At 68.3% G+C, this 26568-nt stretch carries 28 protein-coding genes and 1 pseudogene; 8 read left to right on the top strand and 21 right to left on the bottom strand.

What is annotated here, in order from left to right:
• The first annotated feature begins 2 nt into the window (after positions 1–2).
• Positions 3–395, top strand: a complete 393-nt coding sequence (locus M9M90_RS16640) for a TadE/TadG family type IV pilus assembly protein (RefSeq protein WP_254834357.1) — start codon at positions 3–5, stop codon at positions 393–395.
• On the opposite strand, the gene M9M90_RS16635 is transcribed toward M9M90_RS16640, so the two are convergent.
• The 12 genes from M9M90_RS16635 to M9M90_RS16580 form a co-directional block, all read right to left on the bottom strand.
• On the bottom strand, positions 392–895 hold the full coding sequence (locus M9M90_RS16635; RefSeq protein ID WP_254834356.1) for a prepilin peptidase: 504 nt from the start codon (positions 893–895) through the stop codon (positions 392–394). The genes M9M90_RS16640 and M9M90_RS16635 overlap by 4 nt on opposite strands.
• Complete coding sequence (locus M9M90_RS16630; protein WP_254834355.1) at positions 892–1806, bottom strand: tetratricopeptide repeat protein; 915 nt, start codon at positions 1804–1806, stop codon at positions 892–894. The genes M9M90_RS16635 and M9M90_RS16630 overlap by 4 nt, the downstream gene beginning before the upstream one ends.
• The gene (locus M9M90_RS16625) at positions 1806–2684 is read right to left on the bottom strand and encodes a LytR C-terminal domain-containing protein (RefSeq protein WP_254834354.1); all 879 of its coding nucleotides are present in this window, start codon (positions 2682–2684) and stop codon (positions 1806–1808) included. The genes M9M90_RS16630 and M9M90_RS16625 overlap by 1 nt, the downstream gene beginning before the upstream one ends.
• Entirely contained in the window at positions 2684–3634 is a 951-nt protein-coding gene (locus tag M9M90_RS16620; RefSeq protein WP_254834353.1) for a type II secretion system F family protein, read from the bottom strand. The genes M9M90_RS16625 and M9M90_RS16620 overlap by 1 nt, the downstream gene beginning before the upstream one ends.
• Positions 3635–3643: 9 nt before the next feature.
• Positions 3644–4624 (bottom strand): type II secretion system F family protein, encoded by a 981-nt coding sequence (locus M9M90_RS16615; protein WP_254834352.1) that lies wholly within the window; start codon positions 4622–4624, stop codon positions 3644–3646.
• Positions 4625–4626: 2 nt separating this feature from the next.
• A complete protein-coding gene (locus M9M90_RS16610) occupies positions 4627–5964 on the bottom strand; it encodes a CpaF family protein (RefSeq protein ID WP_254834351.1) in 1338 nt (445 codons plus the stop codon).
• A 1-nt stretch (position 5965) separates the two neighbouring features.
• Positions 5966–7189: an AAA family ATPase gene (locus M9M90_RS16605; RefSeq protein WP_254834350.1), complete on the bottom strand. Its 1224-nt coding sequence runs from the start codon at positions 7187–7189 to the stop codon at positions 5966–5968.
• A 73-nt stretch (positions 7190–7262) separates the two neighbouring features.
• Entirely contained in the window at positions 7263–7565 is a 303-nt protein-coding gene (locus M9M90_RS16600; RefSeq protein ID WP_254834349.1) for a hypothetical protein, read from the bottom strand.
• A gap of 10 nt (positions 7566–7575) precedes the next feature.
• Positions 7576–9021, bottom strand: a complete 1446-nt coding sequence (locus M9M90_RS16595) for a type II and III secretion system protein family protein (RefSeq protein WP_254834348.1) — start codon at positions 9019–9021, stop codon at positions 7576–7578.
• Between the two features lie 60 nt (positions 9022–9081).
• Positions 9082–9939 carry a Flp pilus assembly protein CpaB gene (gene cpaB, locus M9M90_RS16590; RefSeq protein ID WP_254834347.1) on the bottom strand — a complete coding sequence of 286 codons (858 nt, stop codon included), beginning with the start codon at positions 9937–9939 and terminating at the stop codon, positions 9082–9084.
• Positions 9940–10091: 152 nt separating this feature from the next.
• Positions 10092–10259: a Flp family type IVb pilin gene (locus tag M9M90_RS16585; protein ID WP_254834346.1), complete on the bottom strand. Its 168-nt coding sequence runs from the start codon at positions 10257–10259 to the stop codon at positions 10092–10094.
• 84 nt (positions 10260–10343) lie between these two features.
• Entirely contained in the window at positions 10344–10511 is a 168-nt protein-coding gene (locus tag M9M90_RS16580) for a Flp family type IVb pilin (protein WP_254834345.1), read from the bottom strand.
• 557 nt (positions 10512–11068) lie between these two features.
• Between M9M90_RS16580 and M9M90_RS16575 the strand changes: the two genes are divergently transcribed.
• Entirely contained in the window at positions 11069–12391 is a 1323-nt protein-coding gene (locus tag M9M90_RS16575) for a hypothetical protein (protein WP_254834344.1), read from the top strand.
• Here M9M90_RS16575 and M9M90_RS16570 read toward each other — a convergent pair.
• On the bottom strand, positions 12297–13910 hold the full coding sequence (locus M9M90_RS16570) for a hypothetical protein (RefSeq protein WP_254834343.1): 1614 nt from the start codon (positions 13908–13910) through the stop codon (positions 12297–12299). The two genes, M9M90_RS16575 and M9M90_RS16570, sit on opposite strands and share 95 nt — an antisense overlap.
• A 97-nt stretch (positions 13911–14007) precedes the next feature.
• Between M9M90_RS16570 and M9M90_RS16565 the strand changes: the two genes are divergently transcribed.
• The gene (locus M9M90_RS16565) at positions 14008–15144 is read left to right on the top strand and encodes a glycosyltransferase 87 family protein (RefSeq protein WP_254834342.1); all 1137 of its coding nucleotides are present in this window, start codon (positions 14008–14010) and stop codon (positions 15142–15144) included.
• Here the strand turns inward: M9M90_RS16565 and M9M90_RS16560 are convergent.
• The 5 genes from M9M90_RS16560 to M9M90_RS16540 all read right to left on the bottom strand — a co-directional run bounded on the left by M9M90_RS16560 (position 15100) and on the right by M9M90_RS16540 (position 19317).
• Positions 15100–15276 (bottom strand): hypothetical protein, encoded by a 177-nt coding sequence (locus tag M9M90_RS16560; protein WP_254834341.1) that lies wholly within the window; start codon positions 15274–15276, stop codon positions 15100–15102. The two genes, M9M90_RS16565 and M9M90_RS16560, sit on opposite strands and share 45 nt — an antisense overlap.
• Positions 15277–15370: 94 nt before the next feature.
• Positions 15371–16099, bottom strand: coding sequence for a bifunctional 2-polyprenyl-6-hydroxyphenol methylase/3-demethylubiquinol 3-O-methyltransferase UbiG (locus M9M90_RS16555; protein WP_254834340.1), 729 nt, complete (start codon positions 16097–16099; stop codon positions 15371–15373).
• Position 16100: 1 nt separating this feature from the next.
• Positions 16101–17027, bottom strand: coding sequence for a glycosyltransferase family 2 protein (locus M9M90_RS16550; protein ID WP_256549211.1), 927 nt, complete (start codon positions 17025–17027; stop codon positions 16101–16103).
• A gap of 149 nt (positions 17028–17176) precedes the next feature.
• Entirely contained in the window at positions 17177–18364 is a 1188-nt protein-coding gene (locus tag M9M90_RS16545) for an ABC transporter permease (protein ID WP_254834339.1), read from the bottom strand.
• Positions 18364–19317, bottom strand: a complete 954-nt coding sequence (locus tag M9M90_RS16540) for an ABC transporter ATP-binding protein (RefSeq protein WP_254834338.1) — start codon at positions 19315–19317, stop codon at positions 18364–18366. The genes M9M90_RS16545 and M9M90_RS16540 overlap by 1 nt, the downstream gene beginning before the upstream one ends.
• A gap of 203 nt (positions 19318–19520) precedes the next feature.
• Between M9M90_RS16540 and M9M90_RS16535 the strand changes: the two genes are divergently transcribed.
• A complete protein-coding gene (locus M9M90_RS16535) occupies positions 19521–19712 on the top strand; it encodes a hypothetical protein (RefSeq protein WP_254834337.1) in 192 nt (63 codons plus the stop codon).
• Between the two features lie 3 nt (positions 19713–19715).
• On the opposite strand, the gene M9M90_RS16530 is transcribed toward M9M90_RS16535, so the two are convergent.
• Positions 19716–20669: a CPBP family intramembrane glutamic endopeptidase gene (locus M9M90_RS16530; RefSeq protein WP_254834336.1), complete on the bottom strand. Its 954-nt coding sequence runs from the start codon at positions 20667–20669 to the stop codon at positions 19716–19718.
• A 279-nt stretch (positions 20670–20948) separates the two neighbouring features.
• Here M9M90_RS16530 and M9M90_RS16525 point away from each other — a divergent pair, with 279 nt between their 5' ends.
• Positions 20949–21419 (top strand): isoprenylcysteine carboxylmethyltransferase family protein, encoded by a 471-nt coding sequence (locus M9M90_RS16525; RefSeq protein WP_254834335.1) that lies wholly within the window; start codon positions 20949–20951, stop codon positions 21417–21419.
• A 10-nt stretch (positions 21420–21429) separates the two neighbouring features.
• On the opposite strand, the gene M9M90_RS16520 is transcribed toward M9M90_RS16525, so the two are convergent.
• Together M9M90_RS16520 and M9M90_RS16515 are read right to left on the bottom strand one after the other, a co-directional pair.
• Positions 21430–22119 (bottom strand): response regulator transcription factor, encoded by a 690-nt coding sequence (locus M9M90_RS16520; protein ID WP_254834334.1) that lies wholly within the window; start codon positions 22117–22119, stop codon positions 21430–21432.
• Positions 22116–24023 (bottom strand): ATP-binding protein, encoded by a 1908-nt coding sequence (locus M9M90_RS16515; protein ID WP_254834333.1) that lies wholly within the window; start codon positions 24021–24023, stop codon positions 22116–22118. Before M9M90_RS16515 ends, M9M90_RS16520 begins: the two co-directional genes overlap by 4 nt.
• 632 nt (positions 24024–24655) lie before the next feature.
• Between M9M90_RS16515 and M9M90_RS16510 the strand changes: the two genes are divergently transcribed.
• From M9M90_RS16510 to M9M90_RS16500, 3 genes and pseudogenes are all read left to right on the top strand, one after another.
• Complete coding sequence (locus M9M90_RS16510) at positions 24656–25033, top strand: helix-turn-helix domain-containing protein (protein ID WP_254834332.1); 378 nt, start codon at positions 24656–24658, stop codon at positions 25031–25033.
• A gap of 981 nt (positions 25034–26014) precedes the next feature.
• Positions 26015–26128, top strand: a pseudogene (locus M9M90_RS21320) (PEPxxWA-CTERM sorting domain-containing protein); the annotation flags it as partial.
• A gap of 219 nt (positions 26129–26347) precedes the next feature.
• A complete protein-coding gene (locus M9M90_RS16500) occupies positions 26348–26563 on the top strand; it encodes a hypothetical protein (protein ID WP_254834330.1) in 216 nt (71 codons plus the stop codon).
• The last annotated feature ends 5 nt before the right edge of the window (positions 26564–26568 follow it).

The following is a 26568-nucleotide window of genomic DNA, read 5'->3' as shown; positions in this document are numbered from 1 at the left end:
GCATGATCTTGCGCCGCGCCAGGGAATTCTTTGCAGACCAGAGCGGCTCAAGCGCTGCGGAGTTCGTGCTGGTCCTGCCGCTCCTGCTCCTGCTGACTATCGGCACCATCTACCTGACCTTCATGCTGCAAGCCGCGTCGAGTCTGCATTTCGCCGTGCAGGACGCCGCGCGATGCCGGGCGGTCAAGACCTTGGTCTGCACGAACAAGACGACGACGGAAGCCTACGCCGCGACGCGCTATAGCGGCCCCGGCCTGGCGAGTTTGACCTTCACCAGCCCTGCGGCAGCGGTGGCATGCGGGTATCAGGTGAGCGGCGCGGGATTCTTCTCGCTGCGCACGGGCCTTATGACCCTGGCGGTGCCGCTCAACGCGACGGCCTGCTTCCCGGACTAGCCCAGCGGCGGAAGGAATCCGGGGGTGACGACCCCCGTCGTGATGGCGCCCAGCGCGATGGCCACGCCGTAGGGGATGCCCGACTTTTCGCCGGAAGTCCGGCCCCGTGTGGTCAGGGCGCGCATGGCCCGGTCCGGCCGCAGGAGCAGGAAGCCCAAGGCGATCGCGCCGCCGAACAGCACGGTGAGGAGGGCCAGGGTCCCCAGGTTCGCCAGGCCGGCGAACAGGGCCGCCGCCGAAAACAGCTTGGCGTCGCCGGCTCCAAAGATGTTGAAATGGTAGAGTAGGTAGGTGACGGCGAAGGTGATGGCTGCCGCGCCAAGCCCCGAGAGCAGCGGGGAGGGCGCGAGCCCCGCGGCGACCGCCGCGAGATAGGTGACGATCAGGACGGCGACCGTCCAGTTCGGAATCCGTCGATGCAGGATGTCCATAATCGCGGCGATCGCCAGCATGGCCGCGAACACGGCTGGCGTCACCCAGGGCAGGACCTCTGCGATCATGGCTTGGCGGGAATCGTCGCGATATCCGGCTGGCCGGCCTTCATAGCCTTGACCAGTTCCAGGTTGTGATAGGCGCGGCCATAGGTGCTGCCGCGATTGTCGATGGCCTGTTCGAACAGGCGCTGGGCGTCGTCCAGGTCGCCCCGCAGCACGGCGGCGAACCCGGCGTTGTTGAGCACGCCGGCCTTCTGGTCCTTGTCGCCCACCGCCGTCGCACGGGCGTAGTCGCCCTGCAGCGCCAGTGAGAGTCTCAGATTCATCCGGGCGGCGGTGAGGGTCGGGTCGCGATCCAGGGCGGCGACGAAATCGGCCGAGGCGTCCGAATAGCGGCCTTGCAGCAGGCGCGAATAGCCGCGGTTGTTGTAGACGATCTCGTCCACCGACGGCGTGGCGATGGCCTTCGCATAGGCGGCTTCCGCGGTCGTCCAGTCCCGGCGGCGGTCGCTCTCGACGCCCAGCGCGTTCCAGGCGCGCCAGAGGGCAGGGTCGGCGGCGACCGCGCGGCGCAAGGTGGCGATGGCCTCGTCAGAACGGCCGAGTTGGGCCAGGGCGACGCCGCGGCCCTGCAGCGCCTGGGCGTTCAGCGTCGGCGCGGCTTCCGCCAGCGCGAAGCTGCGGGCGGCCTCTTCGAATCGTCCTCGCGCCAGGTGCAGTTCGCCAGATCGCAACATCAGTCGCGGATCGGTCGGCGCGACGACCAGGGCTCCGTCGAGAACCCGGCCGGCGTCCACGAGGCGCTGTTCCTGCATGGCGCGATCGAACTCGCTGGTGGCGATGTCCAGGTTGGCGGTCGCCTGGGCGGCCTTGCCCGGCTTGAAGAAGCCGGCTGCGGCCGGCGTCCCGACGGACGCCACGGCCAGGGCCGCGAACGCCAGGGCCGCGAGCCTTGCACTCGACCTGTAGCCTGTCATCACGAACGTCCTCCCTTGAGCGCCAGCGCCGCCGGCGCGTCCCGACCCAGCACCAGCTGGAACGGGCAGGCCGAGGCGCAGGCCGCCATTGCCACCTTGAACGGCAAGGTTCGTGCCAGCGCCCGGGCCACCGGTTCGATCTGCGCGTCGTACCGGATCTCGGAGCGATCCTGCGGCGCCGCGGCCTGGTCCGCCTGGGTCAGCGTCCAGCCGGCGCCGGCGAGGTAGAGACGGGTCGGGGTCAGGGTGCGGCCGCCGGCATTCACCAGGGTCAGCCGCCCGCCGGCGAGGGCGGGGGTCGCGCGGTGGACCACGCCCACGGGGATGACGCGCCGGATCAGCGGCGGCGTCGCGGGCACGGCCCGGGTCTCGCCCGTCCGGGCAAGATCGGCCAGGCGCGTCGGCGCCGGTGGCGTGGATTGGGCAAGCAAAGGCGCCGGGTTCCGCTGAGCCGCCTGGAGCATGGACGAATAGCGAAGGTTCGCGGCGATGATCGGCGAGTCCGGCTCGACGCGCGCGGCCTGGGCGTAGTAGCGCTCGCTCAGGTCGAAGCGGCCAAGCTTGTCATAGACCACGCCCATGGCGTTCAGGATGCGCGCGTCTTCCGGCGTGCGTTCCCGTGCGACCTGAAGGATGTCCAGCGCCCCGGCATAGTCTCGCTCCCGGATGCTCCGGGCCGCGGCGCCGTACAGGCGGTCGGCCGGCAAGGTCGTCGGAACTTCGGAGGCTCCAGTCGGCGCGGCGCGGGCCTGGAGCTGCGGGACCGGCTTGTGGCCGGACAGCCGGCTCATGAGGTTTCCGACCGTCGCGCAGCCGCCCAGCGTCAAGGCCAGCAGCGGCGCGGCGAGCGCGATGGCGCGTGCAAGTTTCCTGGACATCAACCCGTCCCCCTCAAGGCCGGCAGCCCTTCGCGAACCATATCGATCATTCCCGGAAGCAGCAGGGCGGTGACCACCACCGGGAGAATGCAGGCGACCAGCGGGATGGTCATCAGCACGGGGATGCGCATGGCCTTCTCCTCGGCCTTCAGCAGGCGATCCTGGCGCATCTCCTGGGAATAGGTGCGCATGGTCTGGCCGACGCTGGTCCCCAGGGAATCGGTCTGGATCAACAGGGCGGAGAAGGAGCGGATCGCCGGCACGTCGGTCCGCTCGCCCAGGCTCCGCAGCGCCTCGACCCGGGTGCGCCCGGCCCTGAGCTCCTGCGACAGGACGCCGAACTCCCGGGCGATGCGAGGATGCGACTCCGTCACCTCCTGGCCGACCCGCACGAAGGCCGCCTCCATGCCGAGGCCAGCCTCGATGCAGACCACCATCAGGTCCAGGGCGTCCGGGAACTGCTGCTGCAGCTGCTCCCGGCGCGACTCCGCCATCCGGTCCACGATGGCCCGGGGTGCGATGAGGCCCGCGCCGCACAGGACCACGGCGAAGATCGCCATCTTGGTCGTGCCGTAGGGCGCGGCGCTCAGCATCTGGCCGACCAGGAACAGCATCGGCAAGCCAATGCCCAGGCCGAAGCGGGCGATGAAGAACCACACCGGCGCGGACGGGCTCTCGAACCCGGCGCGGAAGAGCAGGTCGCTCATCTTGCGGCGATCGACGTCGTTGTTCAGGGAGGTGGAAGACTGGACCCACGCCAGAAGCCGGTTCGAGACCCGGTTGTCCTTGATCACCGACGACGTGTGTCCGGCGCTGGCGCCGCCGGGCGCCTTGCGCAGTCGGCGATTGACCAGGAACGTCGATTCCAGCCGATAGAGCAGCCAATAGGACGAGGCGACGGCGGCGAGGAAGACGCCGATCAGCACGAGGAGTTCCGTGATGTTCGCCATGGCTGCCCCCTAGTACTTGAAGTTGACGATGCGGTGCATGACGACCTGGCCGATCGCGTAGAGGATCAGGGTCAGGGTCACGACAGGCCAGAAGATCGGGTCGGCGAACTTGGACGTGTAGAAGGCCGGCTGGGTCAGGCCGACGAACGAGATCAGGAACAGCGGCAGCAGGCTGAGCACCACCGCAGACATCCGGCCTTCGCTGGCCAAGGCCTGGACGCGCTTGCCCAGCGTGATGCGGCCGCGGATGACATTGGTCAGGTTGGCGAGGATCTCGGCGAGATTGCCTCCGGTCTCGGACTGGATGCCGACGCTAACGGCGAAGAAGTGGGCGTCCTCCGAACCCGTCCGGCGGGCGAAGTTGGCCAGGGCCTCGCGGAATTCGAACCCGTAGGTGGTCTCGTCCACGATGAGCCCGAACTCGGAACCGATCGGGTCGCCCATCTCCTGGGTGACCAGGTGCACGGCCGACACGACCGGGTGGCCGGCGCGGATGGCGCGGATGATGATGTCGAGGGCCAGGGGAAGCTGTTCCTCCAGAAGCTTCTTGCGCTGGGCGTGCTGGCGCGACACCCAGACCCACACCACCGCCGACACCAGCACGGTCGCGGCGACCAGGGCGGTCAGCGTGTCCTGCAGGCTGCGCGCGCCGAGCACGAAGGTCGAGAGCAGCCAGAGCACGCCCACCGCGCCGCCGGCGTAGGCCAGCAGCCGCATCGGGCTGACCGTAAGGCCCGCCTGGCTCAGATACAGGCCCGCGCGGTCGAAGAGCCGTCCGCCGATGCCGCCCAGCCCGGAGGTCGACTGCCGGCGCACCAGGCTCTCGTAGACCTGCTTGGCCGGAATACCCGACTCCAGCAAGGTCAGCCGCCGGTTCACGCGCTGACGGCGCGCCCTCGAGGCGAACAGGATCGAGGCCCCAGCCTGAATGGCCAGCACGGTCGCCACGAAGGCGAAGACCAGGGTGATGGGGAGGATGAGGTCCTGCATGGTCAGACCGACACCCGGCCGGGCGCGAAGATGTCCAGGGGCAGATCGATGCCGCGCATGTTCAGCACCTCGATGAATTTCGGCCGCACGCCGGTGGCCTCGTAGTCCCCGACAACCTCGCCCTTGCCGCCGCGCCCGCGACGGCGGAAGCGGAAGATCTCCTGCATGGAGATCACGTCCTCCTCCATGCCGACGATCTCGGAGACCGACACCACGCGGCGGCGGCCGTCCTCCAGCCGCTCCACCTGGATCACGACGTTCACGGCCGCGGCGAGCTGGCCGCGAATGGACCGCGCCGAGATTTCGAGCCCGGCCATGCCGATCATCTGCTCGACGCGCGAGAGCGCGTCGCGCGGCGTGTTGGCGTGGACAGTGGTCATTGAACCGTCGTGGCCGGTGTTCATGGCCTGCAGCATGTCGAACGCCTCGCCGGCCCGGACCTCGCCGACGATGATCCGGTCGGGCCGCATCCGCAGCGAGTTCTTGACCAGTTCGCGCTGGGTGACCTCGCCGCGGCCCTCCATGTTGGCCGGCCGGGTCTCCAGGCGGCCGACGTGAGGCTGCTGGAGCTGCAGTTCCGCGGAGTCCTCGATGGTCACGATCCGCTCCATGGGATCGATGAACGCCGAGAGCGCATTGAGCAGGGTGGTCTTACCCGAGCCGGTGCCGCCGGAGATCAGCACATTGCGGCGGCCTTCGACCACGGCGCGGAGCACCTTGGCCATCTCGGCCGTGACGCTGCCGAACTCGACGAGCTTGTCCATGTTGATCGGGATCGCGGCGAACTTCCGGATCGAGACCAGGGGGCCGTCCACGGCCAGGGGCGGGATGATGGCGTTGACCCGGGAGCCGTCCGCGAGGCGGGCGTCGACCATCGGTTGGGACTCGTCGACGCGGCGTCCGACCGCCGCGACGATCTTGTTGATGATCCGCAGCAGGTGACGGGTGTCCTGGAAGCGGACGTCGGAGCGCTCCAGGCGCCCGCCCCTCTCCACATAGACCATCTCGTGGGTGTTGATCAGGATGTCGGTGATCGAGGGGTCCTTCAGCAGCGGCTCAAGCGGGCCGAGGCCAAGGAGCTCGTCGAGCAGCTCTTCCACCAGCTGGTCGGTCTGGGCCGGGGTCTGGAGGCGCTTTTCCTCGCTGAGCAGACCCATGACCGAGCGGCGGATCTCCAGCTTCAAGGCCTCGCGCGGGGTCTGGTCGAGGACCGACAGGTTGAGCATGTCCAGGAGGCGCTGATGCAGGCGCACGCGCAGGTCTAGCGCCTCGGTGGCCGCCGTGGTCGGCCGCGCGCTCCGGTCGTTGGCCGCCTGTAGGTCTTCGTTCCAGAACCCCATGTCAGGCCTCACGCATGCTGGACTTGGCCGTTCGCACGGCGCTGATCTCGCCGACAAGCTGGCGCAAGGCCTTCTCGAGCTTCGTGCCCCGGCGGATCGCGGAGATCGCGGCGCCCTGGTTAACGGCCTCGCTCATCAGCTTGCGATCCTCGGGGATCAGGACGTCGAAGGGGCGGCCGATCGCTTGCTCGACGGCCCGCTTCGAGATCGCCGCGGGGGCGTCGCCGCCACAGCGGTTGCACACCACGGTCACCGGCACGTGGGAGAGGCCCTGCGAGGCGAGCAGGTCGAGCTGGCGGTGGGTGAGGTGAGCGTGCGGCACCGAGAGGTTGGTCACCATGATGATCTGATCGGACTGGCGCAACGCGCGGTTCGTCCAGGCCGTCCAGGCGCTCGGCAGGTCCAGCAGGACAAGGTCGAAGTCCCGGCGCAGGGCGATGATCAGGCCGTCGATCACCTCCATGGTGATCGCCTCGAGCGGCATGAAGGCGTGCGGCGCGGCCAGGACCCTCACGCCGCTGGCGTGCTGGCCAAGGCCTGCGGCGAAGCCGATCTCGGACGGGCTGCCCTCGGCGGCCAGGACCTCGGCCATGGTGATGGAGTCCGTCACATCGAGATAGACCGCCGCCATGCCGGCCTGGACGTCCAGGTCGACCAGGCAGACGCGTTGGGCCTTGCCGTTCTCCGCGACCATGGCGGCGACCTGGGCGGCGATGGCGGTGGCGCCGACGCCGCCGCCGGCCTTCAGCAGCGACACCACATGGCCGCTCGCGACGCCGCCGGCGCCCTCCGGGCGGCCCATGGCGGCCAGGATGCGTTCCAGCGTGGCGGCCAGCGCGGGCTCGGAGATCGGCGAGAGCAGGACGTCGCCGGCGCCTTCGCGCACGATGCGGCGGGTCGTCTCGACGTCCGGGTTGGACAGGAACACCACGACCCGGCCGCGCCGCTCGCAGCCGCGCAGGCCCGCACAGAGTCGATCGATCTCGTTGGGCTTGGCGCCGTCCGCCGCGGCGATCACGACGTCCACGCGCTCCAGGGCCGTCTGGAAGCTCTCGCCGGCGCCGGGCTCGAACAGGACCTGGGGAAACTGGGATTTCAGGGTCTCGGAGGGCGCCCGGCCGTCGAAGGCCGCGACGTCATAGGCGAGACGCACCAGCCGTTCCCGTGGATCGGCGACGTCTCTCGTCGGTTCCCGCGCGGCGGACAGGCGACTGAACAGGGCCACTAGATACTCCGAAACCTAATCTGAGCAGACGGGCGCGGGGGCCGCCCTTGCTCGTGCTTTGATATCCCATTCATCAGGTCGGCGGCGCGCCGGGGGCCGCGGCGCCGCTGTTTCCGACACGACTGGCGCTCGCCGCCGCCGGCTGAGTGACCTTACCCTTGTTGTAGCGATCCTGGGCCAGGTTGGTGCGCGCCCCGGCGGCGGCCGGCGGGGCGTCGCGCCGATAGGCGGCGTCGGGATCGGCGACCTGGGCGGCCAGGTTCTGCTTCACGCTCTGACCGTAGTCGGGCGAGAGGTTCCCTTGGGCCGAGACGCAAGCCCCGAGCGATAGCGCGGCGACGGCCAGGGCGACGATTGTCGATGTGCGAACGGTCATGGACATGTTCCTAATGCAGCACGTGGCCGTAGCCGCCTTCGAGCCCGCCCTTGGCCGGATCCACCGACATCAGGGCGCGTTCCTCGGGCGTTCGGGCCTTGAGCGACGCGCGCTGGGCGCCGAAGACGAACAGCTCGAAATCGGATGGCGGGACGAACCGATCGGCCGGCGTCGCGGCCCGGCCGCGGGTCGGCGTGGCCAGGTGCGGCGTGACCACCAGGACCAGTTCCGTCTGGTTCTTCTGGTAGCCGCTGGAACGGAACAGGGCGCCGATCACCGGAAGATCCCCGATGAAGGGATACTGTCGGATGTCGCTGCGATATTCGTCCTTCAGAAGGCCGGCGATGGTGAAGGACTCTCCGTCCCTCAGCTCGATCGTGGTCCTGGCGCGGCGCACCTTGAGGCCAGGGATGGTCAGGTCGCCTGTTGTCACGGAGTTGGTCGGGTCGATGGACGACACCTCCGGCGCCACGATGAGGTTGATCACCCCGTCGTCGAGCACGGTGGGCGTGAAGCCGAGCGAGATACCGAACTCCTTGAACTCGACGGTGATGGTGCGCTCGCCGCCCTGGGTGTTCTGGGCGATCGGGATGGGGAACTCGCCGCCCGCCAGGAAGGTGGCGGTGTCGCCGGACATGGCCACCAACGTCGGCTCGGCCAGGGTCTTGACCAGGCCCTTGGTCTCCAGGGCGTCGAACAGGATGTCGAGATTGACGTCGCCGGACCGGATCAGCGCCTGGAAGACCCCGAAGCCGTCGAAGCTGCCGCCCTTGAGGGAGTCACCGGTGGCGACGTAGGGCTCGCCCGCCTGCGAGGAGAACGGCCGGCCGGGGGCGCCGTTGGACGGCGAACTGGTGTTCACCCGCAGTTGCTTGGCGATCGAACGCTCCATCTCGACGAAGCGCACCGACAGCATCACCTGCTGCACGCCCTGGACGGAGAGCATGTTGACCACCTTTCCCGGGGCGTAGGTCTCGGCCAGGGCGACCATCTGCGCCACCTTAGGGCCGCTGCTGACGCGGCCGGAGAGGACGATGGACTCGTTGGCGGCGCTGACATTGACGCCGTTTTCTTCGGGCATCACTTCGTGCAGGCGGCTCTTCAGCCCGCCGACGTCGGCCGACACCACCACATTGATCGAGGAGATCAGCCGCTTGCCCGGCCCGTAGATGCTGAGGACGGTCGAACCCATCTTCTTGCCGACCACGTAGACCGAGTGGGTCGACAGGGGCAGCACATCGGCGATCTCCGGATTGGCGATCATCAGGTCGGTATAGGTCGGGGCCTCCAGGACCTCGGACTTGCCGGCCGGAACCACCAGTTCGTAGCCGCCGCCCACGGCCTGAGCCATGGCGGGGGCCGAGGGCGCGCAGAGCGCCGCGGCCAGCAGGAGCGCCCGCGCCAGGCGCCACGTCGCGCCAAGGGAGCCCTTCGATTTGATCGTCTCGATGTTCACGCCCCTACCCCTGTTCTAAGCGCCGCGCCCCACGGGGCTCATGCGGTCTTGTTCTCTAAGTCAGCGCGACACCGCGTAGTCCGAGGTGATCACGCCGCGGGTGACATTCACGCGCAGGCCTGGCGTCGCGGGTCGGGCGGCGCGGCGCGGCGCGGCCGTCCGCAGAACCATCGGCGCAGCGCCGCGGCCGCCGAGATCGGCGACCGTGGTCATGCGCTTGTCGACCGGCGCCTGATCGCCGACCTGGCGAAGGGCGAGCGAGACCGTCCCGACCGCCTGCGCCAGGGAGATGACCTGGGCCTGGGCGGCCGTCACCTCGAGGGTGATCGCCTTGACCACGACGGGCTTGGTGGTGGTGTCGTCGTCGAGCTGGTCGACCCCGAGCACCTTTAGATTGTCGGCCAGGATCTGGGTGACGAAGGCTGAGCCGGTCTTGCCGCCCTGGGCGCCCACGTCGCGGGTCACCAGGACATCGACCCGGTCGCCCGGAAGCACGAAGCCGGCGACCCCGGCCACGTCGTCGGCGCGGAAGGTCACTGCGCGCATGCCCGGCGTCATGGCGGCCGACAGGTTCACCTTGCCGCCGGGGGCGGTGATCTTGGTCGCCAGGATCGGTTCGTTGACCACGATCGGGCGCAGCGCCAGGCGTTGACCGCCGGCGCTGGCCTCCTCGATGGTGGAGAGCGCCCCCGCAGGTGCGGCCGCTTGGGGGAAGCGGACGACCTTGAGGGCGGCGGGCTGGAGCGCGACGCCCCGCTCGATGGGTTGCGTGGCGACGACCACCGGAACTGTTCCGGCGAGCGACACCGTCGACGCATCTGCATTGCGCTGGCCGCTGAGCCACATATTGGCCAGGGCCACCGCGACAAGACCCAGGAGTATCGCGATCGCGAGAGTAGCGAGCGTGCGGATAGGCATGTTGTAAGACCGCCCGTAAAGAAGCTCGCTTGTCTGTTCGCGATCTTCGAGAAGCTTTACTCGATGCGACTTAAGCGCAGCTCTAGTTAATAGGTCGCGTATGCTGGAGCAGTCGCGGGCCTAGACCGCAGTTGCTCCAGCGGCCCGAAGGCTCAAGACGCGGTGATGGACGAGGACGCAGTGTTCATCGCCGTGGCGATGGAGTCCCGCAGGACGCCGGTCGCGGCGACAATACCGACGCCCACGATGGCGAGGATCAAGGCGTACTCCGCCGCCGAGGCGCCGGACTCGTCTTTGAAGAACGAACACAACTTAGTCATGGAAACCTCCAAGGGACCGGTTGCAGCTTTTCGCGAAGCAGCCCGCGATCCTGTCGATTTGAAGCCGCGAGGACGCCGGTGCGGCTACGACGCGGTGATGGTCGACGAAGCGCTGTTCATCGCGGTGGCGATGGAATTCCGCAGCACGCCGGCGGCGGCCACGATACCCACGCCGACGATGGCGAGGATGAGCGCGTATTCGGCGGCCGAGGCGCCGGACTCGTCTTTGAAGAACGAAACAAACTTGGACATAAGCAAACCCCCATTGATGCTGACCGATCGCCAGATGGCGTCGTCAGACGGTGGTGGGATGCGAGCAGCCCCCGCCGTCTCTTGCCCCAGTTAGACCCTTCGTTAAGAAACTGTAAATCGAAATCTTATGCGTTAACCTTGTTGTTGGAGAAACCGTTAGGAAAGGAATACTTGGCACGCGAATTGAAGGCGCGCGCACAGAGTCGTCATCGCGGGAATTAAGGTGTCTGCACGGCGACGCTTCCGAAATTGAATCTCCCAAGCCAGTCAATCGTTAACCAGCATTTTGCGCCTCTATTTCCGCACGGATAAGCTGTGTGGGAGGCAACTTTAATATTGCCTAATATGGAAATTATTGGCCGCTGTCGGAGTTTTTGCGCAATTGAAGACTGTATCCGCAAGGAAACACTCGCGGCCGTGTAAAACGGTGTCGCCACCCCCTTGATCACTCGGTAGGCGTGAATTCGAGGCTGGCGCGGACAATGTTCGCCGACGTACCAATGGCCAGGAACTGGGCCAGGCGTGAGTATCAAGGGGCGGCGGGGGCGGGGGAAGACATGCGCTTTGCGATTGCGGCCGTGGTGGCGCTGGCGGGGCTGCTGATGCTGCCGACCCTGATCTGGGGACCCGCGCCAATTGACTCCGCAGTCTACAACTACGTCTGGACCAGGCAATTCGGAGAGGCCCTTGGGCAGGGCGTCATGTATCCACGCTGGCTTCCCGGCTCCTTCGAGGGTCTTGGCAGTCCGACCTTCTACTTCTATCCGCCGATCGCCTTCTATATTTCTGGCCTGCTTCAGCTCGCCGGACTGACCACGCTGCAGGCCATCGCTGGAGCAGCCACGCTGGCGCTGCTGGCCTCTGGCCTGTCGATGGCCGCCTGGCTGAAATTCAAGGGCGCCAACCCGCTCTGGGCATTGCTCTACATGGCCGCCCCCTACCACATGGCCGACTGGTACCAGCGCGCCGCCCTGGCCGAGTTCGTCTCGTTCGCCTGGCTCCCGCTGATCGCGCTCGCCATCGAGGCCCAGCCCCGCCGCTGGGCGACGCCGCTGCTGGCGGTGTCGTTCGCCGGCCTGATCATGACGCACTTGCCGGTGGCGCTCCTGACCAGCCTTGGTCTGATTCTGCCCATGGTGATCGCCCAGCGCGAACACCTGAAGGCATACGGGGTCTCAGGCGCGCTGGGGTTGGGTCTCAGCGCGATATACCTGCTCCCCGCGCTCACCCTACAGGACCACATCTCCACCGCCGTGATGTTCTCTCCCTCCTATCAGCCCGCCAACTGGGCGCCGTGGGGGCCGAGCGCGGCGCTGTGGGTTGTCCCGTTGGCCCTGGCGCCTGTCGCCCTGGCGATCGGCAGGTCCCGGTTCTGGCTGGGCCTCACGGTGTTCTGCGCCGCGATGAGTCTGGCCCTGATCCCGTTCGTCTGGGAACTTCCGCCGCTGAGTCAGGTCCAGTTTCCGTGGCGCATGCTGGTGGTCGCCGAGTTCGCCGCCATCACCGCGGCCGCACTCTCACCACGGCTGTCGATCGTGGCTGTCGCGACGGCGATCGCCCTCAGCGCGCCGGCCTATGCGCGTGTGATCAATGTCGCCGTCAACAGTTTGAACGAGCCCCTTCCGGCGTATGTCGAGCGCGACCTGCCCGACGCCCCGGAATATCTGCCCGCGGGCTCGAAATTCGCCGGGATCACGGCGGAGTCCCGGACGCCCGACCTGAGCAAGGCGGCGCGCCCGACCCTCGGGCCCAAACCGGTGCGCGAGACCGTGATCGGCGGGTGGATCAGTCTGTTGGCGGGGCTGTTGTTGGCGATGATGACGGTGATGGCCCGGCTATCCCGCCAGCGCCCGGCGCGAAGTTCGACGCTCCGGGGCTGATTCTGACATGCACCACGGCGATCCGGTCGGCGTGCAGCCGGCGCCAGCCGGGTAGCTCGTCCAGCACCGCCACGGCGGGATTGGTGGGCTGCAGGATCGTCCAGTCCACGTCGCGCGCCTCGAGTTCCGCCCTCAGGGCCGCTGCGTCGGGCCGGGTCAGGCTGGAATAGAGGTGCATGAAGGTGTCGCCGTACATGTCGGCACGCCCGTCGATGAAGGGGCGCACGCCCATGAAGATCAGGTAGCCGCCGAAGCCATACTCGTTGAACACCGGCCGGCGCGCCAGGTCGGGCGGGACCGCGGCGAGGGCCGAGATCGGGCTGTTCACCCCATCGCCGCGGGTTATCGGCAGCGCCAGCCGCGCGGCGCCCACGGCGATGACCGCCAGGCCTAGGACGACAGCCGCGAGAACGGCGGCGCGGCGGTCTCCGGCAGGATGTGGCAGGGCCTCCGCGGGCCGGCTCTTGGCGCGGGCCAGCGGCTCGGCCAGCAGCATTGCGGCGATAAGGGCGAAGGCCGCCTGGTGGCGGATGTGCTGCAGCGCCATGTGCAGCAGGCCCAGCAATAGCAGCAGCCGCACGACCGGAACCTGGACCCCGCGCCACAGGCAGAGGAACAGGACCTCCAGCAGGGCGATCTCGAAGACGCTGAGCTTGCTGAAGTCGGCGCTGCGCCACTCGACGATGACCGGCAGGCTGGTCATGCCCGTGACCTTGAGCGGGAAGATCAGACCTTCGATCCCGTGCGGCGTGACCAGGGCCAGGGCCAGGGCGGCGAACGAGAACAGGGCCCAGTCCCGCAGGGTCGCCCAGAGCCGGTGACGGTTCTCGACCAGGGCCTCCAGCGCGAAGGGCCCGATCAGCGCCAGGCCCAGGACGAAGCTGCCGTGCAGGTTGGCCCAGACCAGCATGAGGGGCAGCAGGCGCCACGACGGCGCGCGGCCTTCCTCCCGCGCCACGACCAGGCCCACGACCCAGGCGGCCAGCACCGGGAACGCCAGCAGGTGGGGTCGGGCCAGCAGGCTGGGCGCGCCGCAGGCGAGCGCGAAGCCGAGGGCGAGCATCAGCGGACCTGGCGCCAGCCAGCGGCGCAGATAGGCCGCGACGATCAGGGCCGCAGCGCCGACCGCGGCGGCGAACAGCAGGGCCAGGCCGCTCCAGCCGCCGGCCCGGAAGACCAGGGCCATCAGCAGTTCGGACAGCCACTCGTGCGCCTGCCACGGCGCGCCGGCGAAGGTGTAGGAGAAGGGGTCGGTGGTCGGGATCGCCCCATGGAGCAGGATCCAATCGCCGGTCGCCAGGTGCCAGTAGGTGTCGCCGTCGTCGAAGATCTTGCCGACCGACAGCACGGCGACGAAGGCGGCGAGGCTGCAGAACGCCACCAGCCGTGGGCCTGAGACGCCGGAGAACAGCCAGGAGAAGAGGCGGTCGACGAGGCCCGGACTCAAGGTGTCGTTGGCTGGGGTTTCGACCATGCGGACCGCCGGACCTTTGTCGATGAAGCGACGGAGCCGGCTCATCACGCCCTGCGCCGCTTAATGTCAGGCTAACGACGACCTGAAGAGATGAACAGGCCGCGATGACAGTCATCGAAGGGCTGTTGTCTTGCTCGCGGCCATGGCGTCATTGTCGGGCATGGAGTCGAAGATCCGCCCTGTCGTCCTGGCCGCCGTCTTCGCCCTGTTCCTGTGGATCGACCTGCGGCTGGTGCTGGCGATGGTCGAGGTCCAGCCGCTAGGCATCGACTTCCTGGCGATCTGGAGCGGGGTCCGCGTCGCCCTGGAGCAGCCGGATCGCCTCTACGACTTCGCCGCGGTCACCCACAGCCAGCAGTGGCTGCTGGGGGCGGGCTCCAAGGTCCGGCCCTTCGTCTATCCGCCGAGCGCGGCCCTGCTGTTCCTGCCGTTCGGTCTGGTCGGCTTCTGGACGGCCTATGCGGGCTTCATCCTGCTCACGGGCGCGCTCTATTTTGCCGCGGCCCGGCGCATCTCGCGCGGGATCGCGCCGCTGGTCCTGCTGGTATTGGCGCCGCCGGTGGTGTTGTCGGGGCTGATCGGCCAGCTCTCGTTCCTGATCGGCGGGCTGGTCCTGCTGGCCCTCATCCTTCGCGACCGACCGGTCGTGGCCGGCGCCTTGCTGGGGATAGCCGCGGCGCTGAAGCCGCAGCTGCTGGTGCTGTTTCCACTCGCCCTGGCCTTGGAGGGCCGCTGGCGGGCGCTGGCGGCGGCCTTCGCGACGGGCGGCCTCGTCTGCCTCGGCTCACTGGCGGTCTTCGGCGTGAGCGCCTGGACGGACTGGCTCGCGGCCCTGCCGAGGTTCGCGCGGCTGGTCGCCGACGACCCCGGCCTGATGCGCAACGTGGTCACCCCGATCGGCGCCCTGGTTCGGATGGGCGCCGGGGGGGCCGCGCTCGCCGTCGCGCAGGCGGCCTGTGTCGCGCTCGCCGCGGGCCTGGTCTGGTGGACCTTCCGGCGGGCCAGCAGCCCCGGTCAGCGGCTGACCGCCCTGATCGGCGCCGGCCTGCTTATCACGCCCTACGCCATGCAGTATGAGATCGCCGTCATCGCGCCGGCCGTCGCGGCCCTTGCGGTCCCGCCCGGCGACAGCCGCTGGCTCTACTACCTCCTGGCGCTGCTTTTGCTCAGCCTGACGCTCCCGGGCCTGGCCATCCTAGCGGGCCTGCTGGTCTGCGTGCTGGCGCCGGGGTCCCTAGGCGGCTCTGAGCGCCCACAGCTTGGAGAGCGCGAAGCTTAGGGCCGGGACGGCGAGCACCACTGGGACCAGGGCCAGCCAGAAGGGCCACCCCGGACGCTTCACCAGGAGGTAGACCAGGGCCGCCGCGCCATAACCGGCCAGATTGGCGTTGGGCGGGGCGAGGCCGAGCACCGCGCGCGCGCCACGCGCCACCGCCACATAGACCAGGGTGGCCGCAATGCTGACAAGGATGAGATCCCACCTTGCCTGACGCCTTCGTGGGGCATCAGGCCGGACGCCGCGCGACGAGCAGGATCGAAACCCCGAACGGCAGGTCCAGGACGCCGAGCAGGCCCCGCTCCAGGGCGAAGACCCGACGCAGGAGGGCGTTGAGGCCCGCGGAGGGCATGGCGTCGTCGCCGCCTGCCGTGTCGCCCATCGCGGCCTTGACCAGCCGCACCGCGGCGATGGGCGGGAAGAGCAGGGTGTTGAAGTGGGTGGCCTTCTCGACCGTCAGCCCGGCCTGCGCGAACAGCGCACGGAAGGCGGGCAGGGCGTAGCGGCGCTTGTGGTGGTGAAGTTCGTCATGCCGGCTCCACATCCAGGCGTTGGCCGGGACCGTGGCGATGAAATAGCCGCCGGGCTTGAGCAGGCGTGACAGGGCCGCGACCGAGGCCAGGTCGTCGTCCACGTGTTCGATGACGTCGAAGGCCGCGACCAGGTCGAACGGCGCCTCGAAGCGCGGCAGGCCTTCGGGCAGCAGGCCGTCCTGGACCTCGACTCCGCCGCGTGCCGCATAGGCTCGTGACTCGGCGTCCGGCTCGATGGCCCGCACCCGGCCGAAGCGCGACAGCATTTCGAGGTTTCCGCCCGTCCCGCAGCCCACCTCCAGGATCGCTGCGTCGGCGGGCAGGTGAAGGGCGGCGATGCGGTCGGCGAGGATCTGCCGCCGGGCGGCGAACCACCAGTGGTCCCGCTCGATCCGGCGCATGGTGTCATAGACTTCGCGGTCCATGTCAGGCCTCGAACCCGACGCGTTCGCGCACGAGATAGAGGGGGCGGCCCTTCACCTCCTCATAGAGTCGGCCGACATACTCGCCGAGGATGCCGAAGGCGATCATCTGGATGGCGAAGCCGAACAGCACCACGACCATCAGCGAGGCGTAGCCCGGCACTTCGCGGCCCACCACCAGCACGCGGACGATCAGCGCCAGGGCGGCGATCAGGGCCGTCGCCGCGGCCGCGAGGCCCACCGCCGTCCAGACCCGCAGCGGGGCGGTGGTGAACGAGGTGATGCCGTCCAGGGCGAACCGCCAGAGCTGGAAGTAGCGCCAGGAGGTCTGGCCGGCCACGCGCTCGGGGCGGACATAGGCCACGCCCACCTGCCGGAAGCCGACCCAGGCGAACAGCCCCTTCATGAACCGGTTGCGTTCGGGCAGCTGCTTTAGGGCCTCGATGACCTGGCGATCCATCAGCCGGAAATCGCCGGTGCTGGGCGGGATGGGGCTGGCCGATATCGCGTTGAACACGCGGTAGAACGACCCCGCGGTCAGGCGCTTCAGCCAGTCGTCGCTGCGGCGGTCGGCCCGAACGCCGTAGACCACGTCATAGCCCTGCTCCCACAGCTCCACGAACTCCGCGATCAGCGAGGGCGGGTCCTGCAGGTCGGCGTCGAGGGGGACCACCATGTCGCCGCCCGCGACGTCGACGCCGGCGGTCAGCGCCGCCTCCTTGCCGAAGTTGCGGGACAGGGCGATCACCCGGATGCGCGGGTCGGCGGCGGCGCGGATCCTCAACTGTTCTAGCGTGGCGTCGCGGCTGCCGTCGTCGACGCAGATGATTTCGGCGTGAACGCCCAGGTCGGCGATGACGGCGTCCAGGGCCTTGAACAGGTGGTCGAGCACCGGCGCCTCGTCGTGCATCGGCACGATCAGGGACAGCAACTTCCCCGCCCGAGAGCGAGGCGTCAGTCGCAAGGCTCGCCCCTGAACATCTGCCGTCACGTCGATCACCCAGACTTGGCGCCAGGTTCCGCGGCGCGAAGAGGCTTTAATACTACTGAATTCTTAAGGTTAGGTTCGCCGCCTCAAGTCTAGGCCGACCGAAAGCCGAGCGCCTTGCGCGCCCGCTCCAGCGGGGCCTCGGTCAGGGCCATGGCGGCCGCGGCGCCCACGGCCAGGGTGGTCAGCAGCATCAGGACGAAGCCGCCTAGGATCTGGGCCAACGGCAGGGTTCCTGGCGGCGCCATGAGGATGACGAAGGGGGTGAACGGCGGAACCCAGGCCAGCCACGCGGTCTGCGCGAGATCGCCGGAGAGCTGCGTCAGGGCCACGAAGAAGACCAGCAGCAGCAGGCCGAAGATCGGCCGCGAGAGGTTCTGCGCGGCGGGCAGGTCCTTGGCCACGGCGCCGACGCCGATCATGGCCGACCCGTACATGGCGAAGGCCAGGAGATAGAAGGCCCCAGCCTGGACCAGGGTCGCGGGGCTCCTGAAGGCCGCCAGCAACAGCGTCTGTAGCCCGCCGCCCAGGCCGCCGAGCGGGCTGGCGGCGACCGCGGCGCCCGCGCCAAGCCAGGCGGCCAGGACAAACAGGGACAGCACGCCCACGCCCAGCAGCTTTCCGAAGATGATCTCGCTGGAGCGCGCGGAGGCGAGGAGGCTGTCGAGGGCGCGGTTCGACCGCTCGCGTACGATGGCCTGCAGCAGCATGCCAAGCGCCCCGATGAGGTTCATCCACAGCAGCATGACGATGGCGAAGCGGCCGACCTGGGGTCCAACCCGCGAGCCGGGCGCGGTGGCCGCGGGCTTGATCCAGGCCACGTCGACCCGAACGGTCCCGGCGGCGTCCAAGGCCGCGTCGGAGACCCCGGCCTCGCGCAGGGCGCGCTGTTGCAGGGTGGCGGTGAGATCACGCCGCAGCACATCGGCGGCGACGGCGGGCAGGGCCTGGCCACGGACGACGACCTGCGCGCCCGATATGTCGATGATGGTGTCGGCCGGCGTCGCGGCGCGCTCGGCCTGGACGGCGAGTCGCAGCCCGCCGAGGCCGTTGGCGTCTTCGATGGCCGCCAGGGCCGTGGCGCGCAGCGCCGGGTCGTTCGCCCGAAGGAGCACTGACTGGGCGGGCGGCGCCGGGCTCCGGCTCTGGCCCGACATTGCGGCGCCGACCAGGCTGGTCGCCAGCATGAGCGCGGGGCCAAGCAGCAGGGCGACCCAGAAGCTCGGCACGGACGCATAGGCGGCGATCTCGCGCTGGGCGATGAGCCAGAGCCTGCGCATCAGGCGGCCGCCTGGTAGCCGGCGAGGGTCCAGAAGGCGCCTTCCAGATCGGCCTGGATCGGCTCGAAGCCGTGGACGGCCAGTTCGCGCTCGGCCATGGCCCGCATGAGGGCGGGGTAGGGGACGTTATGCGGCAGCAGCACCCGCCAGCGCATGGCGTCGCCCATCTTGCTGGGGAAAGCCTGGGCCTCGCCGCCCAGGTCGCGGACGATCTCCAGCAAGGCCGCGTCGTCATTGATGGTGACATAGACCCCGTGCGGGGCGTGGGTCGTGGCCTCGGCCACGGCGCCTTCGAAGACCGTGCGACCGCCCGACAGGATCACCACCTGATCGCACAGGCGCTCGGCCACGGCCATTGAGTGGGTCGAGAACAGGATGGCGCCGCCCTTGGCGCGGTATTCGCTGAACAGCGACTGCACCTCGGCCTGTGCGATCGGGTCGAGGCCCGAGAACGGTTCGTCCAGGATCAGCAGGTCTGGTTCGTGGGCGATGGCGCAGAGAATCTGAACCCTCTGGGCGTTGCCCTTCGACAATTCGCCGACCCGCGCCCGGGTGCGGTCGGCCAGGCCGATGCGCTCCAGCAGGGCGTCGGCACGCAGGTAGGCGGCCTTGCGCGGCACGCCCTTAAGCCGCGCATGGAAGGCGATGGCGTCGCGCGCGCGTTCCCGTGGGGCCAGGCCGCGCTCCTCGGGCAGGAACCCCAGGCGCTTGCGGGCCTCGAAGGACGCCGGACGCCCGAAGAGCTCGATCCCGCCCCGGTCGTGGGCGACCAGGCCCATGATCGCCTTGAGGGTTGTGCTCTTGCCTGCGCCGTTGACCCCGATGAAGCCGGCGATGCTGCCGCGCGCGACCGTGAAGGAGACATCGGTGACCCCCTGGCCGCCGGCATAGGTCTTGGCGAGGTTCGTCACCCGGAGGGATGCGAGGTCTGCGGGCGGGCCAGCCTGGAGCATGGACCAACCTCCGCGCAGATTGGTTTAATTTGGAATAACGATCACTGGCCAAGACTCACGGGCGGCGCCAGGCTGCCTGGATCCAGTCGCCTTGCCGTGCTTGACCACCGTGGCGGCGCCAGACGTCCCGGTTCACCCCTTTGATGAAACCGACGAGGCGCGGCGGGCGTTAACCGAGCCTGGCGCAATCCTGGAGACCGCCCATGTCCCGCATGAAGCGCCTTGCGCCATTCTTCCTGCTCGGGCCGGTGAGCGGCCCCCTGACCGCCGGCATCGTCTTGAACCTGCGCGGCGGGCGGCCGGTCCTGGCGATGCTCTACGGCCTCGCGCTCGCGGAGTTCGTCTTCCTCCTGCCGGTGCTCACCGCAAAGCTGGGCCTGTACGCCCTGTCCTGATGCTTAAGCGTTCGATGGGGCGCGGCCCATGGCGCGCGTCCGGACCAGCCATTCGACCACCCCGACCATGAGGGCCAGGCCCACCACCTCGATGGCGAGCTCCAGATAGTCGAGCGGCCGCGCGGCGATGGGCGCGAGGCTGACCGGCTTGATGAACAGGCTTATCATCAGGTTGTTGGCCAGGTGCGCCCCGAGCGCGAACTCGAGGCCGCCGGTCCGCAGCACCACCCAGGCCCAGGCCGCGCCCATGGCGGCCCTGATCAGGAACGATCCGAGGTTGGGATCGGCGTGGGCGAGCGAGAACAGCAGCCCGTTGAGGGCCAGCAGCAGCGCCACCTTGCCGACGTAGACCGAGGTCTGCTGCAACAGCCATCCGCGGAACAGCATCTCCTCGGCCAGGGCCGCCAGGCACAGGAAGATCGCTGACGCCGCGACATAGGCGAGGCGCGCCCATACGGGGACGCCGGGCGTCAGGACCGGGGCCTGGGACGCGTCACCGGTCAGATAGGCGATGACCACCGACACCCCCAGGACCGGCGTCGCGACGGCGAGTCCCAGGCTGACCAGCCGCCAGCGGAAGCGCGGAGCGACGGTCAGGAAGCTCAGCCGCGGCCGCCGCTCGATACGGGCGGCGACGGCGATGAAGGTCCAGGCGGCCGTGAAGGAGCTCAGACCGGCCAAGGCCAGTTCGAAGATGTAGCTCTGCAGCGTGCGGCCGGTGCGACTGAAGTCGGTGAGGACGCCGATGGCCTCGGTCACGCCGACCAAGCCGCCCGCGGCCATCAGCCCCGCCGCGATCACCAGAACGAGCAGCATGACCAGGCTGGCGGCGAGCAGGCCCGCCAGCCCGCCCAGGGCGAGCACCTGGAGGACGCGCCACCATCGCGCCGCGCCGTCGCCGGCCTGACGCAGGAAGGGGTAGCGATCGGGAGGGCTCTCGCGCCAGTCAGCCAACATGCCTCGCCCCATCCGTCTCACCGGGCGCGGCCGGCAATCCCGCCTTGTGGATGTGAGCGCGCCGATTGGCAAGACAGCGGAGGCCTGTTCAGGATCACCGTTCCCACTACCTTCGACGGCAAAGTAGCGGTCTTGGCGGTTTCATGGCAGGCTCCGACTATGGGGCGTATACTTGATTTATCCGAACGACTGATCTTGGTCTTGCTGTTCGCAGCCTTGGCGAATGCAACCATTCGCTCAGGCGCGCCGGCGAATTTCCTTCTGCTCACGACGGAAGGCATGTCGGTCTTCTTCATCCTGATCCGGCGGCAGGCGATCAGCGCCAGCACGGCGCCGCTCGACTGGGCCCTGGCCCTGGGCGGCGCCATGCTGCCCCTGATGGTCCGCCCGGCCCCCGGGCCGCTGGTGCCGGAGTTTGTCGGGGCTTCGCTGATGGCGGTCGGGGTCTTGGTCACCATCGCAGCGAAGCTCAGCCTGAACCGGCGGTTCGGCCTGGCGCCCGCCAATCGCGGCATACAGGCCGCCTGGGCCTATTCCGTCGTCCGCCACCCGATGTACACGGGCTACATCATCGTCCAGGTCGGCTTCCTGCTGACCAATCCCAGCCTCTACAATCTGGGCCTCTACCTGGTCGCGTGGAGCGTGCAGGTCGCCCGGCTGTTCCGCGAAGAGCGCTGGCTGCTCACGGACCCGGAATACCAGGCCTATGCGGAGCGGGTCCGCTTCCGGCTGATCCCGGGGATCTTCTGATCGCGGATCGTCAGGTCATGTTGAGACGGTAACCCAGGCCGGACTCGGCGAGCAGGAAGCGCGGCGCGGCGGCGTCCGGCTCGATCTTGCGGCGAACCTGCCACGCCAGGACGCGCACATTCATGAAGTCCGCATCGCCGGCGCGTCCCCAGATCGCCTCGATGATCTGGTCATGCGAGACGATCTCGCCCTTGGCGTCGGCCAGCAGCTGCAGCAGCTCGGCCTCCTTGCGCGACAGCCGGACGTACTCGCCATCAACGATGGCGCGGCGGGTGGCCATGTCGATCTGGAGGCCCTTCTTGGACACGCCGGACTCGCTCGCGGCGCACCGCCGGGGCGGACGCAGGGCCACGCGGATGCGGGCCAAGAGCTCGCCGACGTCGAACGGTTTGGGCACATAGTCACTCGCGCCGAGGTCCAGGGCGGCGATCTTCTCCCGCTCCGAACCGCGCGCCGATATGACGAGAATGGGCGCCTTGGAGATCGCCCGGGCCTGGCTGATGACTTCCTTCCCGTCGATATCGGGCAGGCCGAGGTCCAGGAGCACCACGCCGAACTCTTCGAGAACCAGTTGTTCGAGAGCCTCCGCGCCGGTCTTGGCCGTCGTCACCGCGTATCCGGCCTGGATCAGGGTGGAGCGCAGCATGCGCAGCAGCTGCTCCTCGTCCTCGACGATCAGGATTTTCGCGTCGCTACTCATTTCAAGGCCTCTGCAAGCGGCAGGGTGATGGACATCACCAGGCCGGTTTCACCATTGGGACGGTTTCGGGCCTGCACTGAGCCGCCCATGATTTCGACGAGACTACGCGTGATGTAGAGACCGAGGCCGAGACCGGGCGCCTTGGCCCGGCGGCTGCGGAAGAAGCGGTCGAAGATACGATCCTGATATTCCTGCTCGACGCCGGGGCCCTGGTCGGAGACCTCCACCACCAGGTGGGAGCCGGCCTTGCGGCTGCGCACGTCGACCACCGAGCCCTCGGGACTGAACTTGATCGCGTTCTCCAGGACGTTCCCGAACACCTGCCCCAGGAGGCTGGAATCGGCGCGGACCAGGTCTGAGTCGATCTTGACGTGCAGGAACCGTCGGGCCCCGCCAGCCTCTCCGAAGGTTTCCCACACGTCGTAGATCAGCGGCTCGAGGCTGATGTCCGTGAGGTTCACGTCGATCGAGCCGGACTCCAGCCGCGCCACGCTCAGGAAGTTGTCGACGTAGCGGTCCAGCCGGTTCGCCTGCTCCTTGATGATGAGCAGCAGCTCGCGGCGCACGCCGCGGTCGTGCTGCTCGGGGAGGTTCAGGATGCTGGTGACCGAGCCCATGATCCCGGCCAGGGGTGAGCGGAAGTGGTGGGAAACAGCGTCGAGCAGGATGGTCCGCAATTGCTCCGTCCGGGCGACGAACTCGACATCGGCCTTTTCGAGGCCGAGGCGGGAGCGGACGATGGCGGACGCGCCCAGATCGATCAGCGACACCACGATCTCGTTGGCGGCCCGCACCATCGCCGCGGCGCCCGGGATACGCCAGACGACCACCCCCACGTCGCGGCCGTCGGCGGCCAGCCGCTTCACGTTCCAGCCCTCGGCCGAGTCCGGCCGTTGTCCGTCCGACAGGGCTTCAGCCCCCGGCGTCGTATGGCTGATCGTCCCCGCCTCGTCGCGGACCTGCACGACGCCGCCTCTCGGCGCGATCCTGACCAGGCTGTCGAACAGCACCTGTCGGATGGCCACCTCGTCGGTGCTGGCCGAAAGGTCCCGACCGGCGGTGACCAGGGTCTCCAAGGCGCCCTGCTCCTGCTGAAGCCGATCGGCGAGCACGCCGACCGACCACCCCAGGGCGGCGAACATCACCATGCTGAACCCGGCTTCCAGGGGCTTGAGCATGGGCGTGTGCTCGGCTCCGCCGGGGAGGCCGTTCAGGATCAGCATGGCGAATATGCCCGCGGCGAGCCCGAACCGGGCGCCGAACCCGCCCCCGACAATCACCACCGCGACCAGAACAGAAAGCATGGCGGCGAACGGCCCCAGCAGGTATCCGGCCACCAGACTCCCCACCAGGCCGAGGCCCACGATGCAGAAGGCGGCGAACGCTCGCTGGGCCTCTTCGGCCGCCGACAAGCGGCCGGCGTTCAGCCCCCTGTGTCTGGCGACCCGGAAGAAGTCCCCCAGGGCGGGTCCGGACGCATGGGGCGACAGTGGCCGCCCGGCCTCGAGCAGCGACCGCGCCTGCCGGTTGCGCCGCCGCACCACGTCCGAATAGACGCCGGTGGTGACGACGCTGGCGCCGAACAGGGCCAGCAGAAATCCGTCGTCGGAACTCAGGCCGGTCGGCGGAAACGCCAGGCCGCGGAGGAGGTGCAGGGCGGCGAGCCCCGCCACGGCCGCCAGCAGGCCCGAGGTCAGGCCGAACACGACGGCCACGATCAGGGTCATCGCCAGGAAGGCGGTGACCAGATTGCCGAGCTGGGGGCTCTGGGAGAGGCCGAGGGTGATCGCCGCTGCGAAGGCCAGCGTCCGCAGCAGGGCGAAGATGTTGCCCATCGCCTCCAGATCGCTCGGCGGTGAATCGTGCGCCGTCGGCGGCGGACCTCCGCGCAACATGTCAGCCATCAGCCACTCCCCCCGGCCCCCGTCCGCCGCGCCCCCCTGGCGGCGCCCGACACGATCGCGGTCACCAAGGAACAGCGGCGAGACGAAGCCAAGCCAGACTAACACCCTGCTCAGTAATGTTGAAAATTCCGCACGTGCGTTCGCGACGATCTTGGCGCCTCGGCCTGGACTTCGGGAAGAGGTTGGGACCTGAGACCTGGCCGCGCGCTCCGAGGGCGGCGATCCGGTCCGTTCCAGGATATCGGGCGACGCGAACTGGCGCAGAGGAGCACCCATGACTGCCTGCGGGTCTTCGGCGAAACGCAACGTGGCCGCGCCAATTGACCTTGTAATTACCATTGACGCCAAGTTTAGAAAATAAGAGGAAGTTAAAGAAGCATAGCACACGTTCGAAATTTAGCCCGGCGTTCCATAGAGTACGAGATGTGTTCTCATTGTATTTATTGCTGCAATGAATATAGAATTTCGCCTGGCGGGGGAATTACGGACCCATGCGGGAAATATTCCCAATCCTATTCCTGGACTTAACTTTCTCTTATTCCAGAACCCTCGACTGCGGCGTTACATTCGGAACGGCGTGGTTCGGCGGCTGATCGTCGGCGCTGACCTGATCCCGTGCGATAGGGCGTAGCATGACGAAGTTCGACATCCGGGCCTGTCGGCGGCTGGCCGACAGGATCACCGCGAAGGCCGACGCGGCCTTGGACTACCCGACCATGTTGGCGTTCGACGGGTTCGCGCGTGCGTGGCGGCGGCAGGTCGACCTCCTCGAGATCGACGCTGAAGCCACGGCGAGCGTGGACGCCTATATCGGCGCGCGGGTGCGCCAGCGGCGCCATGAGCTGGGGCTGAGCACCAAAGCCCTGGCGGAGCTCTGTGGGATCGCGGTGGAACAGGTCGAGCGCTACGAGGCGGGCCGCGCCGTCATCCAGGCCGCCCTGGTCTGGCGCCTGTCCCAGGGCCTCAATCGACCGGTGGAGTTCTTCTACCCTGAGCGAACCGAGGGATAGGCTACGGCCTGATTCGGCCAAGCCGGCCTGACCCGCTGGGCCGCGACATCTTGACGCCGGGCCGGTGATTATTAGGCGATGTTAAGCCGAGCCTGAGGAAATACCCTCTCTATTAAGGTGCGAACGCCCAGTCCCTAATTGGACCGCGGGATGGCTGTGATATCTGTTGAGCGTCGTCTTTCACCTCCATGAAGGCGCAAGTAAGCCCCTAAATGAGCGGGCTGGTCTGCGTCCTCAATCGCGGATCGGCCCGCTCTCCCCCCCACCTCGGTGATCTCCTATCGACGGCCCGGGTTTCCGGCGCCGCTCTTGCAGCTGTTCCGTCAACGGGTCCGCGGATGTTCGGGCCTGTGCCAATTCGGTCCGCCCGGCGGCCATGACGGGGATAGCAAGATGAAGACCTTCTTTGCGGCCGCGGCCTTCGCCGCCATCTGTCTCACCGGCGCGCAGGCTTCCGCCGCCACGCTGGTGCTCGGCGCCGGCGGTCCGGACTACTATTATCAGGTCCACAACGACGCGGCGCCCACTGGCACGAGCGTCACCCTGACCACCCAACCCGGCGACTACGATGTGTTCTACACGTCGGGCAGCGTCCTCAATCCGGGCGGGAACGGCAACGGCTACGCGACGGTCACCGGGCCCTTCTCCTGGCTGGTCATCGATCCGGACGCTCCCATCGTCGGCTTCACCGATATCGGCTTCAAGCTGGACCCGTTCGTCGGCACGGGCCCCAAGCCCACCTTTACCTTCGATCTGGTTCTGAACTTCGTGGGCGGAGCGCCGAGCCAGACCTTCACCACCGGCTTCGCGGCGAACAACAAGTTCGACGTCCACGCCGGCGCGGGCGAGGTGATCCAGAGCATGGAGCTGCGCAACCTGAAGGCCCTGACGACGATCAAGGGCAAGCAGGGCGCTCCGGACACCCTGGTGACCACCGCCGCCAACTTCGACAACATCCGCCAGGTCTCGTTCAACGGTCCGGTGCTCTCGGCCGTCCCGGAACCGTCCACCTGGGGCATGATGATCATGGGCTTCGGCGCCGCCGGCGCCATGCTCAGGACATCGCGCCGCCGACAGGTCGCCGTCCTGGCCTAGCCGCCAAGAGTCTCGACCCCGCCGCCGGTCTCCAGCCGGCGGCGTCGTCATGTCCGCTCGTGTGCGCGAGTTTCGATCCGGCCTGTTTTTCAGGCGCCGGCGTCCTCACGAAACCGTTTTCCGACAAAGCGTCATTGCGCTGCAGCAAAACTCGGCTACACGCGTTTTGCAGTTGCACAGTAGCGTAGCCCGGTACGGGTCAGAATGAGGCAGTTTCCAATGATCATGACGTCCATGCGAGTTTTCCCCAGCCTGTTCGTGGGTCGGCGCGAGGTGGTCACGGCCTTGGAGACCCCGCACATCTTCGGCGAGGGCGAGCCCGGAACGGCCTTCCTCTGCGGCGCCTGCGAAGAAGTGGTGATGACCAGCCGCGATCGCTCCGACATCGCCGACGTGGTCGTGAAGTGCCGCTGCGGCGAGTACAACCAGCTCTAATACGG

This window comes from Phenylobacterium sp. LH3H17, from assembly GCF_024298925.1.
GTDB lineage: Bacteria > Pseudomonadota > Alphaproteobacteria > Caulobacterales > Caulobacteraceae > Phenylobacterium.
This window is presented reverse-complemented; position numbering and strand designations above follow the sequence as displayed.

Coding starts and splice junctions, on each gene's coding strand:
- M9M90_RS16640 (WP_254834357.1), top strand. CDS start 3: ATGATCTTGCGCCGCGCCAGGGAATTCTTTGCAGACCAGAGCGGCTCA.
- M9M90_RS16635 (WP_254834356.1), bottom strand. CDS start 895: ATGATCGCAGAGGTCCTGCCCTGGGTGACGCCAGCCGTGTTCGCGGCC.
- M9M90_RS16630 (WP_254834355.1), bottom strand. CDS start 1,806: ATGACAGGCTACAGGTCGAGTGCAAGGCTCGCGGCCCTGGCGTTCGCG.
- M9M90_RS16625 (WP_254834354.1), bottom strand. CDS start 2,684: ATGTCCAGGAAACTTGCACGCGCCATCGCGCTCGCCGCGCCGCTGCTG.
- M9M90_RS16620 (WP_254834353.1), bottom strand. CDS start 3,634: ATGGCGAACATCACGGAACTCCTCGTGCTGATCGGCGTCTTCCTCGCC.
- M9M90_RS16615 (WP_254834352.1), bottom strand. CDS start 4,624: ATGCAGGACCTCATCCTCCCCATCACCCTGGTCTTCGCCTTCGTGGCG.
- M9M90_RS16610 (WP_254834351.1), bottom strand. CDS start 5,964: ATGGGGTTCTGGAACGAAGACCTACAGGCGGCCAACGACCGGAGCGCG.
- M9M90_RS16600 (WP_254834349.1), bottom strand. CDS start 7,565: ATGACCGTTCGCACATCGACAATCGTCGCCCTGGCCGTCGCCGCGCTA.
- cpaB (WP_254834347.1), bottom strand. CDS start 9,939: ATGCCTATCCGCACGCTCGCTACTCTCGCGATCGCGATACTCCTGGGT.
- M9M90_RS16585 (WP_254834346.1), bottom strand. CDS start 10,259: ATGACTAAGTTGTGTTCGTTCTTCAAAGACGAGTCCGGCGCCTCGGCG.
- M9M90_RS16580 (WP_254834345.1), bottom strand. CDS start 10,511: ATGTCCAAGTTTGTTTCGTTCTTCAAAGACGAGTCCGGCGCCTCGGCC.
- M9M90_RS16575 (WP_254834344.1), top strand. CDS start 11,069: ATGCGCTTTGCGATTGCGGCCGTGGTGGCGCTGGCGGGGCTGCTGATG.
- M9M90_RS16570 (WP_254834343.1), bottom strand. CDS start 13,910: ATGAGCCGGCTCCGTCGCTTCATCGACAAAGGTCCGGCGGTCCGCATG.
- M9M90_RS16565 (WP_254834342.1), top strand. CDS start 14,008: ATGGCGTCATTGTCGGGCATGGAGTCGAAGATCCGCCCTGTCGTCCTG.
- M9M90_RS16555 (WP_254834340.1), bottom strand. CDS start 16,099: ATGGACCGCGAAGTCTATGACACCATGCGCCGGATCGAGCGGGACCAC.
- M9M90_RS16545 (WP_254834339.1), bottom strand. CDS start 18,364: ATGCGCAGGCTCTGGCTCATCGCCCAGCGCGAGATCGCCGCCTATGCG.
- M9M90_RS16540 (WP_254834338.1), bottom strand. CDS start 19,317: ATGCTCCAGGCTGGCCCGCCCGCAGACCTCGCATCCCTCCGGGTGACG.
- M9M90_RS16535 (WP_254834337.1), top strand. CDS start 19,521: ATGTCCCGCATGAAGCGCCTTGCGCCATTCTTCCTGCTCGGGCCGGTG.
- M9M90_RS16530 (WP_254834336.1), bottom strand. CDS start 20,669: ATGTTGGCTGACTGGCGCGAGAGCCCTCCCGATCGCTACCCCTTCCTG.
- M9M90_RS16525 (WP_254834335.1), top strand. CDS start 20,949: ATGTCGGTCTTCTTCATCCTGATCCGGCGGCAGGCGATCAGCGCCAGC.
- M9M90_RS16520 (WP_254834334.1), bottom strand. CDS start 22,119: ATGAGTAGCGACGCGAAAATCCTGATCGTCGAGGACGAGGAGCAGCTG.
- M9M90_RS16515 (WP_254834333.1), bottom strand. CDS start 24,023: ATGGCTGACATGTTGCGCGGAGGTCCGCCGCCGACGGCGCACGATTCA.
- M9M90_RS16510 (WP_254834332.1), top strand. CDS start 24,656: ATGACGAAGTTCGACATCCGGGCCTGTCGGCGGCTGGCCGACAGGATC.
- M9M90_RS16500 (WP_254834330.1), top strand. CDS start 26,348: ATGATCATGACGTCCATGCGAGTTTTCCCCAGCCTGTTCGTGGGTCGG.